Below are 12,827 nucleotides of genomic sequence, written 5' to 3'. Positions count from 1 at the left end.
CAATAGAGGTGGATGACAAGGTGACGAGGCACACAGCCTGTAGTCCGTGCAGAAAACAGCGCCACGACGCCGGGCGCAGCGGCACATTCAAGCCGGCAGGCAGTCTCCTTGGCTACGAAGCTTTTCGCAAGACGATAGACGCAATGGCAATGGCAAAGCTGCGACCATTGCGCCGAGCGCAGGCGCCGCGGACGCCGCTTGCGTACACTGCCGCCCTTTTCTGGCTGGCGACGGGCTCACGCTGCGCCCGTCCCGGCCGCCCCGCTTTGTTGTACGGAGTCTGCCTCATGAAATCGCCCCTGCTGGCCTGCCTGTTGGGCGCCGCCCTGACCTGGACATTGCCCTCCGCCCAGGCCCAAACCCTGCGCTGGGCCAGCGCCGGTGATCCGCTGACGCTGGACCCCTATGCACAGAATGAAACCCTGACCAACACCGTCAACGGCCAGATCTATGAGTTCCTGGTCACCCGTGACCCGCAGCTCAAGCTGGTGCCTCAGCTGGCCACCGAGTGGAAGCAGCTGGGCCCGCAGAGCTGGCGCCTGAAGCTGCGCCCGGGGGTGAAGTTCCACGACGGCCGGCCCTTCACGGCCGATGACGTCGTCTTTTCCATCCAGCGCGCCAAGCAGCCCAGCTCGCAGATCGCCATGTACGCCAATGCGGTGGGTGAGCCGCGCAAGGTGGACGATTTGACGGTGGAGTTCAGCCTGCCCCAGGTGAACCCGATCTTTCTGCAGCACCTGACCACGATCTACATCATGAGCCGCGGCTGGGCCGAGGCCCACAAGGCCACGCGCACCCAGGACTTCTCGGCCAAGGAGGAGTCCTACGCCGCCTTCAACGCCAATGGCACCGGCCCCTTCATGCTGGTCAGCCGCGCGCCCGACAGCAAGACGGTGTTCAAGCGCAACCCCAAGTACTGGGGCCAGATCGAGGGCAATGTGCAGGAGGTGATCTACACCCCGATCAAGAGCGATGCCACCCGCACCGCGGCCCTGGTCTCGGGCGAGGTGGATTTCGTGCTCGACCCGTCGCCGCGCGACCTGGAGAACTTGGCCCGCACGCCCGGCGTCAAGATCGTCAACGGCCCCGAGAACCGCATCATCTTCATCGGCCTGGACCAAGGCCGCGACGAGCTGCTCTACAGCAATGTCAAGGGCAAGAACCCCTTCAAGGATGTGCGGGTGCGGCGCGCGCTCTACCAGGCGATCGACATCGAATCGATCAAGACCAAGCTGATGAACGGCCAATCTGCGCCCACCGGTGCCTTGGTGCCCTCGCCCCTGGGCAGCTTCAACGACCCGGCCCTGGAAGCCCGCCTGCCCTACGACCTGGCCGCCGCCAAGAAGCTGCTGGCCGAGGCCGGCTATGCCAATGGCTTCGAGTTCACGCTGGACTGCCCCAACAACCGCTACGTCAACGACGAGCGCATCTGCATGACCCTGGCCTCGCAATGGGCCAAGCTGGGCATCAAGACCCGCGTGAACGCCCAGCCCAAAGGCCTGATCTTCAGCAAGCTGGAGCAGCTGGACACCTCGGCCTATCTCTTCGGCTGGGGCGGCTCCATCACCGACCCCGAGAGCATCTTCACCTCGCATTTCCGCAACCGCGGCGAGAAGGGCGTGGGCGAGTACAACCGCGGCAATTTCAAGGATGATGAGCTCGATGCCCTGGTCGCCGCCTCCAGCAAGGAGCCCGATGAAGCCAAGCGCCAACAACTGATCAAGCAGGCCTTCAAGCGCCAGGCCGAGCAGGTGCACTACATCCCCCTGCACCGCCAGTTCATCCCCTGGGCGGCCCGAAGCCATATCCAGGTGGTGCACCGCCCGGACAACTGGCTGGAATGGCGCTGGATCACGGTCGGGCCCAAATGAGCCTGCCCGGCATCTCGAAGCCGGGGCGCGCCATGCTGCCTGACTTATTCGTTATGCAGACATATTCCTGCGCAAAACTTCTTGGGCGCGGCGCAGGCGGCCACCTAGACTGGGCTTCGCCAAGGACGGCAAACAAACCGTCGGCGGCGAACACCAAGAAACATCGTCACGAGGAAAAGGCCGCGACAAAGACGCGGCCCGAGGGACGAAGAGGAAGAAGCAGGAAAGACCGGTGACCTGTGCCACTGGGTCGCGCGTGGGGGCTGCCAGCCAGCTCGCCGCGTCGACGGCGTGCACAGGGGATAGGCCGGGCCGTGTGCGCACTTGCTGATGGGGTGCATGGGGAAAGCGAAAGTGAGCAAGCGCCCGCACGGCCCGGACCGATTCTTCAGCGAGCGCGCCCCTGGCATTGGTTGGAATGACCCAAGCTTCGTTTCCAGACGGTCACTTATTCAAAACACGGATAAACAAATATAAAAACTGTTGTTCCATGAATAAGAGGCGGCAGGCACAGTGCGAGCCTGACTCTCCAACCGGGCATGCCCTGCCCCGCCTGACATCATGGAAAAGACCTCTCGCCGCACCGTCGCCCTGGCCGCCACTGCCCTGCTGGCCTGGAGCCTGATGCCTGCAAGCGCCATGGCGCAAAGCCCGGCCGACACCCTGCTCAACGTCTCCTACGACGTGAGCCGCGAGCTGTACAAAGAGATCAACCCGGCCTTCATCAAGCAGCACCAAGCCAAGACGGGCAAGGCCTTGACGATCAACCAATCGCACGGCGGCTCCAGCAAACAGATCGGTTCCGTGATCGGCGGCCTGGAGGCCGATGTGGTGACCATGAACCAGGCGACCGATGTGGACGTGCTGGCCGACAAGGGCTTCACGCCCACTGAATGGCGCAGCCGTTTCCCCAACAATGCCGCGCCCTACAGCTCCACCATCCTGTTCCTGGTGCGCAAGGGCAACCCCAAGGGCATCAAGGACTGGAACGATCTGGCCCGTGCCGGCGTGCAAGTCATCATCCCCAACCCCAAGGTGACGGGCAATGGCCGCTACAGCTATCTGGCTGCCTGGGGCAGCGTGCTGGCCAAGGGCGGCAATGACGCTCAGGCCAAGGAGTTGGTCAGCAAGATTTTCGCCAACGTGCCGGTGCTGGACGGCGGTGGCCGCGGCGCTACCACCACTTTCACCCAGCGCGGCATCGGCGATGTGCTGCTGACCTTTGAATCGGAAGCCGAGCTGATCGAGAACGAGTTCGGCAAGGGCTTGTTCGAGGTGGCCAACCCCAGCGTGTCCATCGAAGCGGATGCACCCGTGGCCATCAACGACAAGGTGGTCGCCAAAAAGGGCTCCGCCGCCACCGCCAAGGCCTATCTGGACTTCCTCTACACCCCTGAAGCACAGGCCATCATCGCCCGCCACAACTTCCGCCCGCGTGATGCGGCCGTGTTCAAGCGCGAAGAGAAGCGCTTCGCGCCGATCAAGCTGTTCAGCGTCGACCAATTGCTGGGCGGCTGGGCCAAGGTCAGCAAGACCCATTTCGCCGATGGGGGCCAGTACGACCAGATCGTGGCCGGCATCAAGCGCTGAGGCCCGACTGGCTCACTGACCCCGTCCCGCTGACCACCCTCCAGCCTGCGCTCCACACCGACCCCTTGCCATGACCAGCCATGTGATCCCCTCGCCCGCCGCAGCGCCGCATGCGCTGCCAGCGGCGGATGCCGGCCCGCGCCGGGCCAAACGCCGGGTGCTGCCCGGCTTTGGCCCGAGCCTGGGCTTCACCTTGTTCTATCTCTCGCTGATCGTGTTGATCCCGCTTTCGGCGGTGTTCATCAAATCGGCCGGCCATGGCTTTGAGGCCTTCTGGGCCGCGGCCAGCTCGCCGCGGGTGGTGGCGTCCTACAAGCTGAGCTTTGGCCTCTCGCTGCTGGCGGCCAGCATCAACCTGGTCTTTGGCCTGATCCTGGCCTGGAGCCTGGTGCGGTACGAGTTCTTCGGCAAGAAGGTGGTCGATGCCTTGATCGATCTGCCCTTTGCCCTGCCCACCGCCGTGGCCGGCATTGCGCTGACCGCGCTGTACGCAGGCAATGGCTGGCTGGGTTCGCTGCTGGCCCCCTGGGGCATCAAGGTGGCGTTCACGCCGCTGGGCATTCTGGTGGCGCTGATCTTCATCGGTCTGCCTTTCATCGTGCGCACGGTGCAACCGGTGCTGGAAGACATGGAAACCGAGCTGGAGGAAGCCGCGGCCGCCCTGGGCGCGCACCGCTGGCAGACCTTCCGCCTGGTGGTGCTGCCGACGCTGACGCCGGCCCTGCTGACCGGCTTTGCCCTGGCCTTCGCTCGCGCCGTCGGTGAATACGGCTCGGTGATCTTCATCGCTGGCAACCTGCCCATGGTCAGCGAAATCACGCCGCTGATGATCATCTCCAAGCTGGAGCAGTACGACTATGTCGGCGCCACCTCGATCGCTGCGGTGATGCTGGTGTTCAGCTTCGTGCTGCTGCTGGCGATCAATGGCCTGCAAGCCTGGAGCTCGCGCCGCAACGGTCTGGAAGGACGCAAATAATGGCCGGCATCGTTTCAAGCCTGGGCGTACCGCAAAGCGGCAACGCCGGACGCTACGAGCGCAACCCCGCCACGCGCGAGGCGCCCTGGGTGCGCATCACCCTGCTGACCCTGGGCCTGGCCTTCTTCGGCCTGTTCCTGATCATGCCGCTGGTGGCGGTCTTCCACGAGGCGCTGCGCAAGGGCTGGGAGGTCTACATTGCCTCCCTGGTCGAGGCCGATGCGGTCTCGGCAGTCAAGCTGACCCTGATCGCCGCTGCCATCTCAGTGCCGCTGAACCTGGTCTTCGGCGTCAGCGCAGCCTGGGCCATCGCCAAGCATGATTTCCGTGGCAAGCAGCTCCTGATCACCTTCATCGACCTGCCCTTCTCGGTCTCGCCGGTGGTGGCGGGCCTGGTCTATGTGCTGCTGTTCGGTGCCCAGGGCTGGTTCGGCCCCTGGCTGCAAGCGCATGATTTGAAGATCATCTTTGCCGTGCCCGGCATCGTGCTGGCCACCATCTTCGTGACCTTCCCCTTTGTGGCACGCGAGCTGATCCCGCTGATGCAGGCCCAAGGCCGCGATGAGGAAGAAGCGGCCACGGTGCTGGGCGCCTCGGGCTGGCAGACCTTCTGGCGCGTCACCCTGCCCAATGTGAAGTGGGGCCTGCTCTACGGCGTGATCCTGTGCAATGCGCGGGCCATGGGTGAGTTCGGCGCGGTCTCGGTGGTCTCGGGCCACATCCGCGGCTACACCAACACCCTGCCCCTGCACGTGGAAATTCTCTACAACGAGTACCAGTTCGCAGCCGCCTTTGCTGTGGCCTCCCTGCTGGCCCTGCTGGCCCTGGTCACTCTGGTTCTCAAGCAATTCGTCGAGTGGAATGCCCACCGATCCCTCAAGGAAGCATCGACATGAGCATCCAAGTCCGCAACATCCACAAGTCCTTCGGCGCCTTCACCGCCCTGGGCGACGTCAGCCTCGACTTTCCCACCGGCGAGCTGGTGGCCCTGCTGGGCCCCTCGGGCTGCGGCAAGACCACGCTGCTGCGCATCATCGCCGGCCTGGAAACGGCCGATCGGGGTCAGGTCTTGCTGGACGGCGAAGACGCCTCCGACACCCATGTGCGCGAGCGCCAGGTCGGTTTTGTGTTCCAGCACTACGCCCTGTTCCGCCACATGACGGTGTTCGAGAACGTGGCCTTCGGCCTGCGCGTCAAGCCGCGCAAGGAGCGCCCCAGCGAGTCCATCATCAAGAAGAAGGTGCATGAGCTGCTCAATCTCGTGCAGCTGGACTGGCTGGCCGATCGCTTCCCGCCCCAACTCAGCGGCGGCCAGCGCCAGCGCATCGCCCTGGCCCGCGCCCTGGCCGTGGAGCCGCGCGTGCTGCTGCTGGATGAGCCTTTCGGCGCCCTCGACGCCAAGGTGCGCAAGGAGTTGCGCCGCTGGCTGCGCCGCCTGCACGACGAGCTGCACATCACCAGCGTCTTCGTCACCCACGACCAGGAAGAAGCCCTGGAAGTGGCCGACCGCGTGGTGCTGATGGACCATGGCCGCGTCGAGCAGATCGGCACGCCGCAAGAGGTCTACGAGAAGCCGGCCACGCCCTTTGTCTACGGCTTCCTCGGCGCAGTCAACCGCTTCGAAGGCCATGCCGAGAACGGCGTGGTCCACATCGGCGAACACCAGCTGCAGCATGGCGCCACCTTCAACACCACCGGCCCGGTGCAGGCCTATGCCCGCCCGCATGAGCTGCAGATCCTGACCGCGGCCGATGCGCAAGGCCTGGCCGCCACGGTGGAGCGCGTGCTGAGCTTTGGCGCCAGCGCCCGCGTCGAGCTGCTCGGCCCCAAGGGCCAGCACCTCGAGGCCGAGCTGAGCCGCGAACGCGCCGAGGCCCTGAGCCTGTACAGCGGCCAGCGTGTGCACCTGGCCGCCAGCCGCCTGAGCCTGTTCGAAGCGGGCCAGAACACCGAAACCCCGCGTGCAGCCAGCACCGCCAAGGCAGCCTGAGGCATGAACTTCCAGCAACTGCGCTCCATCCGCGAAGCCCAGCGCCGCGGCTTCAACCTCACCGAAGTGGCCCATGCCCTGCACACCTCGCAGCCCGGCGTGAGCCGGCAGATCCGCGAGCTGGAGGATGAGCTCGGTATCGAGATCTTCATGCGCGCCGGCAAGCGCCTGACCGGCCTGACCGAGCCGGGCCGCCAAGTGCTGCCCATCATCGAGCGCATGCTGCACGAGGCCGACAATCTGCGCCGCGCCGGCGATGACTTCGCCCGCGCCGGCACCGGCACGCTGCGCATTGCGGCGACCCACAGCCAGGCGCGCTATGCCCTGCCGCCGGTGGTGCGCGACTTCCGGGCCACCCACCCCGATGTCAGCCTGCACCTGCATCAGGGCTCGCCGCAGCAGGTGGCACGCCTGCTGCTCGATGGCGAGGCCGATGTCGGCATTGCCACCGAGGCCCTGGCCCAGTTCGATGAGCTGATCGCCCTGCCCTGCTACCGCTGGACCCACTCGGTGGTGGTGCCGCCGGACCACGAACTGGCCCGCGAAGCCGCCGAGGGTCAGGTCTTGACCCTGGAGCGCCTGTCCCAGTTCCCCATCATCACCTACGAGCTCGGCTACACCGGCCGCTCGCACATCGACGATGCCTTCCGCACGGCCGGCCTGGATCTCAACATCGTGCTGGCCGCCATGGACGCCGACGTGATCAAGACCTATGTAGAACTGGGCCTGGGCGTGGGCATCGTTGCCTCCATCGCTTACGACGAGGAACGCGACCAGCACCTGGTCGCCATCGACGCCCGCCACCTGTTCGCCGACAACATGACCCGCCTCGCCGTGCGCCGTGGTGCTTACCTGCGCGACTACGTCTACGCCTTCATGTCGACCTTTGCCGCACCGCTGACGCGCGAGGCCGTCGAAGCCGCTGCCCATGAATCGGCCAGCCAGGCTGGACTCTGAACCCCCCGGCTTTCGTTCATTCTTGCGAAAAACGGCAATAGAAAGCCGGAATCCTTCGAAGCCAAGGACCCAAACTGGTCTTATAGTGGCATTCATCGAGTTTGAGTGCCTTCTGGCAGATCTGACGCACCAAAGGCGCTGAATCGGCCCCTCAAATCAGTTTTGTCTCCTCGATCGGATGCCCGATCGATTGGTTTACCGCCCTCGGCGATTGAACCGGCCCCTGCAGGCTTTCATGCCTGCCGGGGCATTTTTTTGCCCGCTCACCGGAGCAGGGCCGCTCAGGTGCCCACTCTTTCCGGTGAGATTCACGCCGCCTGCGCATCCCGCGCCCACAGCTCCGACAATCAAAACCGGGAGCAGCAGTCAAGCCACCCCTCACCCCCCATTGGAGGGCACCCCTTGGCGGGGGTATCTGGCCAATCTGCATCGGAGGACAGTTGCATCCATCGACAGGAGCCCTTCAGCCATGCAGTCCACACACCGCCCTCACAGCCACGTCTTGCGTCTCGACACCCCGGCTTCGCTGCGCGCGGCGAACCGCAAGCCTGCCGCTCAAGCTACCCGCCCTGCACGTCGCCGCAGCCTGCAAGCCCTTCGTCAAAGCCCGCAAGCCAGCTCTCAGCCTCTTTCGCCAGTATGTGCTGCTACCCCTGCACCCTTTCAGGATGACGAAGCGTGCGATTGGGAAAGCTGGCTGTATGCCGGTGGTGACTTGCTGATGGGCTTGCCGGACTGAAGCATCGCACTGCACCAGCTTTTCTTGTTCCCACGAACCCCAGGGCTTGGGAACAACGATTCGTAAGCACACAAGCAAAACGGGCCTCAAGGGCCCGTTTTGCAGTGCTTGCCGAGCAAGCTATTTGGAGGAGAGGGGGGGATTCGAACCCCCGAGACGTTTCCGTCCGCCTGATTTCGAGTCAGGTACATTCAACCACTCTGCCACCTCTCCGGTAATCTGGTGCTCGCGTTGGTTGCTGCGAGTAAGCCCGCTAGTATAGCGAGGTTTTTTCAGTTTGCCAGCACTTTTCGCTCAGGCCCGCAAAATTTCTGCGCCGCGCAGGTAGGGGCGCAGGGCTTCGGGCACGGTGATGCTGCCGTCGGCGTTCTGGTAGTTCTCCAGAACCGCGACCAGGGTGCGGCCTACCGCCAGGCCGGAGCCGTTCAGGGTGTGGACCAGGTCGTTCTTGCCCTGCTCGTTCTTGAAACGCGCTTGCATGCGGCGGGCCTGGAAGGCACCCATATTCGAGCAGGAGCTGATCTCGCGGTAAGTGTTCTGCGCTGGCACCCAGACTTCCAGGTCATAGGTCTTGGCTGCACCGAAGCCCATATCGCCGGTGCACAGCAGCACCGTGCGGTAAGGCAGGCCCAGCTTCTGCAGAATGGCCTCGGCGTGCAGCGTCATCTCTTCCAGCGCGGCCATGCTGCGCTCGGGATGCTCGATGCGCACCATCTCGACCTTGTCGAACTGATGCTGACGGATCAGGCCGCGGGTGTCACGGCCGGCACTGCCGGCTTCCGAGCGGAAGCAAGGGCTGTGGGCGGTCAGCTTGATCGGCAGGGCCGAAGCGTCCAGCACCTGCTCGCGCACGGTGTTGGTCAGCGAGATTTCCGAGGTGGAAATCAGGTACTGCTCTTGCGCCTGGTCATCACCACCGCGCAGCACCCAGAACATGTCTTCCTTGAACTTGGGCAGCTGGCCCGTGCCTTCCAGCACCTCGCGGTTGACGATATAGGGCGTGTAGCACTCGGTGTAGCCATGCTCCTCGGTCTGCACATCCAGCATGAACTGGGCCAGTGCACGGTGCAGGCGAGCCGCAGGGCCCTTCAGGAAAGAGAAGCGCGAGCCGCTGAGCTTGGCGCCGGTTTCAAAGTCCAGGCCCAAGGGTGCACCCAGGTCCACATGGTCACGCACCTCGAAATCGAAGCTGCGCGGCGTGCCCCAGCGGCGCACTTCCACATTGCCGCTTTCGTCGCTGCCCACAGGCACGCTCTCGTCGGGCAAATTGGGCACGCTCATCAGCATGGTGCTGAGCTCGGCCTGGATCGCTTCCAGGCGTTCGGCCGCGGCCTTGAGCTCATCGCCGATGCCGCCCACTTCGGCCATCACGGCCGAGGCATCTTCGCCCTTGCCCTTCAGCATACCGATCTGCTTGGACAGGCTGTTACGTCGGCTTTGCAGCTCCTCGGTGCGCATCTGCACGCCCTTGCGCTCGGTCTCGAGCGCGGCGTAACGGGCTTCGTCCAGGAAGGCTTGGGGGTTCTTACGGGTGTTCAGACGGGCCACCACGGCGGCCAGGTCCTTGCGCAACAGATTGATGTCTAGCATTTGAAGAGGTGTCCTTGGAATTCGGTCGATTCTATGAAAGCAAAACGGCGCCAAGAGCAGGCGCCGCCGGCAGGCCTGAGCGCCGGCTTCAGGATCGAGAGCTGCTCACCTCGGCCATGGACTTGTCGCCCAGACCCATGGGCAGAGGAAAGCGCACATGCTCCTCCACGCCCGGCAGGCTGCGCACCGTGGTGGCGCCGAGTTCGCGCAGACGGTTGATGACGGCCTGCACCAGCACATCGGGGGCCGAGGCGCCGGCGGTCAGGCCGACCCGGGCGCGGCCATCAAGCCACTCGGGCTGCAGGTCCTCGGCCGCATCGACCATAAAACCCGGCGTGCCCAGGCGCTCGGCCAGCTCACGCAGGCGGTTGCTGTTGGAGCTGGTCGGGCTGCCCACGACGATGACCACATCCACCTGCGGCGCCAGCACCTTGACGGCGTCCTGGCGGTTTTGCGTGGCGTAGCAGATGTCCTGCTTCTTGGGCTCGCGCACCTGAGGGAAATGCGTCTTCACGGCGGCCAGGATCTCGGCGGCATCGTCGACGCTCAGCGTGGTCTGCGTGACCACCGCCAGTTTGGACGGATCCTTGACTCGCACATGCGGTACATCGCTGGCCTCTTCGACCAGGTAGATGCCTTCGCTGAGCTGGCCCATGGTGCCCTCGACCTCGGGGTGTCCCTTGTGGCCGATCATGATGAATTCATAACCTTCGCGGTGCAGCTTGGCCACTTCGACATGGACCTTGGTCACCAGCGGGCAGGTCGCATCGAAGACCTGGAAACCGCGCTGTGCCGCCTCCTGGCGCACCGCCTGGCTCACGCCGTGGGCGCTGAACACCAGCGTGGCGCCCGGCGGCACCTCGGCCAGATCCTCGATGAAGATGGCGCCACGCGCCTTCAGATCGTTGACCACATAGGTGTTGTGCACGATCTCATGGCGCACATAAATGGGCGCGCCAAACTTGAGCAGCGCGCGCTCGACGATCTCGATCGCCCGGTCCACGCCGGCGCAAAAGCCGCGCGGCTCGGCCAGCAACACTTCCTGGGGCTGGATGGAATTCGGCATCTCAGAGCACCCCGATCACTTGCACTTCAAAGCTCACCGGCTGACCGGCCAGCGGATGGTTGAAATCGAACAAGGCGCTGTCTTCGCCGATCTCGCGGATCAGGCCGGCGTAGCTGGCCTGGCCGTCGGGCGTGGGGAACTGCACCACATCGCCGACGTGGTACTCCTCGTCCGGATCGCCCAGCTGGCGCAAGAGGCTGAGCTTCACGCGTTGCATCATCTCGGCGTTGCGCTCGCCAAAGGCCTCACCGGCCGCCAGCTCGAACTGGGTGCGTGTGCCTTCGGCCAGGCCGATCAGGCGCGCCTCGATGGCGGGCGACAGCTCGCCCGTGCCCAGGGACAGGGTGGCCGGCTTGTCATCGAAGGTGTTGATGACGTCCGTGCCGTCTGGCCCGGAGAGGCGGTAGTGCAGCGTCAGGAAAGAACCGGCTTGGATAAGATTCATGGGAGCGCAAGGTCTAAGTTGCCCGGATTTTAGGGCCTGAGCCCACCTCTCCCGGCCACCGACGACAGAAAGCCCTGCCCGGCCCCCTGCGGCCCTGCACCACTGCCTGCTGCCCTGCGGAGAAGCCCATGCCGCTGCACGACCTGCCGCCCGAAGCCCGCCCGCGAGAAAAGCTGCTGGCGCGCGGCCCGGAGGCCTTGGCCGATGCGGAACTGCTGGCCCTGCTGCTGCGCACCGGCATCCAGGGCACACCGGTCTTGCAACTGGCGCAGCAGTTGCTTGATCAGTTCGGGGGCTGGCACGGCCTGCTCCACGCCCGGGTGGCCGATCTGAAAGGTGTCAAAGGCCTCGGCCCGGCCAAGCAGGCCGAGATCGCGGCCGTGCTCGAAATCGCGCGGCGCTCGCTGCGCAGCGAGCTGGCGCAGCGGCCGGTGTTCGACGCACCCGAGGCCGTGCGGCGCTACCTCAGCCTGCAGCTCGGCGGGCTGGGCCATGAGGTTTTTGCCGTGCTCTTCCTCGACGCCCAGCACCGCCTGATTGCACTGGAAGAGATGTTCCGCGGCACGCTGACGCAAACCAGCGTCTACCCGCGCGAGGTGGTCAAGCGCGGCCTGGCCCTGGGTGCGGCCGCCGTGATCCTGGCCCACAACCACCCCTCCGGTGTGGCCGAACCCTCGCGCGCCGACGAGTTGCTGACCCAGGCTTTGCAGTCGGCCCTGAACCTGGTCGACATCCGGGTACTTGACCATTTCGTGGTGGGCATGGGCGAGGTGATCTCGATGGCGGAGCGCGGGCAAATATGATGGCGCCCGCCATGAAGTCCCCGCTATGACGTCCCCGCCCTCCCCGCCACGCTCGCGCCCCTCCGCCGCCCTCCACAGCCTGCAAGACCTCAAGCTGCTGCAGCGCGAGCTGGCCCTGGCGCGCCGCGCCGAGGAAGAGCGGCGCGAGCGCGAAGCGGCGGCCGCGCGCCTGGCCGAGCAGGAGCGGCGCATCTTCGAGCTCAGCGTCGGCCCGGTGACACGGCTGGCTGCCCAGCAGGCCCGAGTGCTGCACCAGCGCCAGCGCCCCGCTCCTGAGCCCTTGCAGCGGGAGGCCGACGAGCGCCAGGTGCTGCTGCAAGCCTTGTCGGACGACTTCGATGTCGACACCTTGCTGGAAACCGACGAGAGCCTGTCCTTCCGCCGCCCCGAGATCAGCCAGGAGGTGGTGCGCAAGCTTCGCCGCGGCCATTGGAGCCTGCAGGCCCAGCTCGACCTGCACGGCCTGCGCCGCGATCAGGCCCGCGAGGCCCTGGGCCACTTCATCCAGGAAAGCGCCCGCCGCGGCCTGCGCTGCGTGCGCGTGGTCCACGGCAAGGGCAATGGCTCACCGGGCCGCGAACCCGTGCTCAAAGCCCGGGTGCGCCGCTGGCTGGTGCAGAAAAACCAGGTCCTGGCCTTCGTGCAGGCCCGCGCCAGCGATGGCGGCAGCGGCGCCCTGATGGTCCTGCTGGCCGGCACTTAACCTCGGAGCAACCTCAGTGCTTGCAACTCAAGCCGACCGCCGGGCCGCCCCAAGGCCGGCTTGAGGACTCAGCCGCCGGCCCACGCCGGCCGCTGAG

The 12,827-nt window shown here is 65.4% G+C and carries 11 protein-coding genes and 1 tRNA gene; 8 read left to right on the top strand and 4 right to left on the bottom strand.

The features are described 5' to 3' along the window. Window positions 1-287: 287 nt before the first annotated feature. The 6 genes from C1O66_RS21025 to C1O66_RS21000 all read left to right on the top strand — a co-directional run bounded on the left by C1O66_RS21025 (window position 288) and on the right by C1O66_RS21000 (window position 7,384). Window positions 288-1,871 carry an ABC transporter substrate-binding protein gene (locus C1O66_RS21025; protein WP_102769978.1) on the top strand — a complete coding sequence of 528 codons (1,584 nt, stop codon included), beginning with the start codon at window positions 288-290 and terminating at the stop codon, window positions 1,869-1,871. A gap of 561 nt (window positions 1,872-2,432) precedes the next feature. After that, a complete protein-coding gene (locus tag C1O66_RS21020; protein ID WP_102769977.1) occupies window positions 2,433-3,461 on the top strand; it encodes a sulfate ABC transporter substrate-binding protein in 1,029 nt (342 codons plus the stop codon). Between the two features lie 70 nt (window positions 3,462-3,531). Next, window positions 3,532-4,437: a sulfate ABC transporter permease subunit CysT gene (cysT, locus tag C1O66_RS21015; protein WP_102769976.1), complete on the top strand. Its 906-nt coding sequence runs from the start codon at window positions 3,532-3,534 to the stop codon at window positions 4,435-4,437. Next, complete coding sequence (gene cysW / locus C1O66_RS21010; protein ID WP_102769975.1) at window positions 4,437-5,333, top strand: sulfate ABC transporter permease subunit CysW; 897 nt, start codon at window positions 4,437-4,439, stop codon at window positions 5,331-5,333. Before cysT ends, cysW begins: the two co-directional genes overlap by 1 nt. After that, window positions 5,330-6,427, top strand: coding sequence for a sulfate/molybdate ABC transporter ATP-binding protein (locus C1O66_RS21005; RefSeq protein WP_102769974.1), 1,098 nt, complete (start codon window positions 5,330-5,332; stop codon window positions 6,425-6,427). Before cysW ends, C1O66_RS21005 begins: the two co-directional genes overlap by 4 nt. 3 nt (window positions 6,428-6,430) lie before the next feature. After that, a complete protein-coding gene (locus C1O66_RS21000; protein ID WP_102769973.1) occupies window positions 6,431-7,384 on the top strand; it encodes a CysB family HTH-type transcriptional regulator in 954 nt (317 codons plus the stop codon). Between the two features lie 864 nt (window positions 7,385-8,248). Here C1O66_RS21000 and C1O66_RS20995 read toward each other — a convergent pair. The 4 genes from C1O66_RS20995 to C1O66_RS20980 all read right to left on the bottom strand — a co-directional run bounded on the left by C1O66_RS20995 (window position 8,249) and on the right by C1O66_RS20980 (window position 11,224). Further along, window positions 8,249-8,336 (bottom strand) — tRNA-Ser (locus C1O66_RS20995). Between the two features lie 81 nt (window positions 8,337-8,417). After that, on the bottom strand, window positions 8,418-9,713 hold the full coding sequence (gene serS / locus C1O66_RS20990; protein ID WP_102769972.1) for a serine--tRNA ligase: 1,296 nt from the start codon (window positions 9,711-9,713) through the stop codon (window positions 8,418-8,420). 88 nt (window positions 9,714-9,801) lie between these two features. Next, entirely contained in the window at window positions 9,802-10,779 is a 978-nt protein-coding gene (gene ispH, locus C1O66_RS20985) for a 4-hydroxy-3-methylbut-2-enyl diphosphate reductase (RefSeq protein WP_102769971.1), read from the bottom strand. 1 nt (window position 10,780) lies between these two features. Further along, entirely contained in the window at window positions 10,781-11,224 is a 444-nt protein-coding gene (locus tag C1O66_RS20980; protein WP_102769970.1) for an FKBP-type peptidyl-prolyl cis-trans isomerase, read from the bottom strand. Between the two features lie 128 nt (window positions 11,225-11,352). Here C1O66_RS20980 and radC point away from each other — a divergent pair, with 128 nt between their 5' ends. Then, on the top strand, window positions 11,353-12,027 hold the full coding sequence (gene radC, locus C1O66_RS20975) for a RadC family protein (protein ID WP_102769969.1): 675 nt from the start codon (window positions 11,353-11,355) through the stop codon (window positions 12,025-12,027). A 25-nt stretch (window positions 12,028-12,052) separates the two neighbouring features. Then, the gene (locus C1O66_RS20970) at window positions 12,053-12,730 is read left to right on the top strand and encodes a Smr/MutS family protein (protein ID WP_102769968.1); all 678 of its coding nucleotides are present in this window, start codon (window positions 12,053-12,055) and stop codon (window positions 12,728-12,730) included. The last annotated feature ends 97 nt before the right edge of the window (window positions 12,731-12,827 follow it).

Source organism: Paucibacter aquatile (assembly GCF_002885975.1).
In the GTDB taxonomy this organism is placed as follows: Bacteria; Pseudomonadota; Gammaproteobacteria; order Burkholderiales; family Burkholderiaceae_C; genus Paucibacter_A; species Paucibacter_A aquatilis.
The sequence above is the reverse complement of the archived record's forward strand: the minus strand, read 5'-3'. Positions and strand labels throughout refer to the sequence as shown.

Bases quoted from the DNA above. Each gene is read 5' to 3' on its own strand.
- radC (WP_102769969.1), top strand. From the start codon at position 11,353: ATGCCGCTGCACGACCTGCCGCCCGAAGCCCGCCCGCGAGAAAAGCTG.
- C1O66_RS20970 (WP_102769968.1), top strand. From the start codon at position 12,053: ATGACGTCCCCGCCCTCCCCGCCACGCTCGCGCCCCTCCGCCGCCCTC.
- serS (WP_102769972.1), bottom strand. From the start codon at position 9,713: ATGCTAGACATCAATCTGTTGCGCAAGGACCTGGCCGCCGTGGTGGCC.
- cysW (WP_102769975.1), top strand. From the start codon at position 4,437: ATGGCCGGCATCGTTTCAAGCCTGGGCGTACCGCAAAGCGGCAACGCC.
- C1O66_RS21020 (WP_102769977.1), top strand. From the start codon at position 2,433: ATGGAAAAGACCTCTCGCCGCACCGTCGCCCTGGCCGCCACTGCCCTG.
- cysT (WP_102769976.1), top strand. From the start codon at position 3,532: ATGACCAGCCATGTGATCCCCTCGCCCGCCGCAGCGCCGCATGCGCTG.
- C1O66_RS21005 (WP_102769974.1), top strand. From the start codon at position 5,330: ATGAGCATCCAAGTCCGCAACATCCACAAGTCCTTCGGCGCCTTCACC.
- C1O66_RS21025 (WP_102769978.1), top strand. From the start codon at position 288: ATGAAATCGCCCCTGCTGGCCTGCCTGTTGGGCGCCGCCCTGACCTGG.
- C1O66_RS20980 (WP_102769970.1), bottom strand. From the start codon at position 11,224: ATGAATCTTATCCAAGCCGGTTCTTTCCTGACGCTGCACTACCGCCTC.
- C1O66_RS21000 (WP_102769973.1), top strand. From the start codon at position 6,431: ATGAACTTCCAGCAACTGCGCTCCATCCGCGAAGCCCAGCGCCGCGGC.
- ispH (WP_102769971.1), bottom strand. From the start codon at position 10,779: ATGCCGAATTCCATCCAGCCCCAGGAAGTGTTGCTGGCCGAGCCGCGC.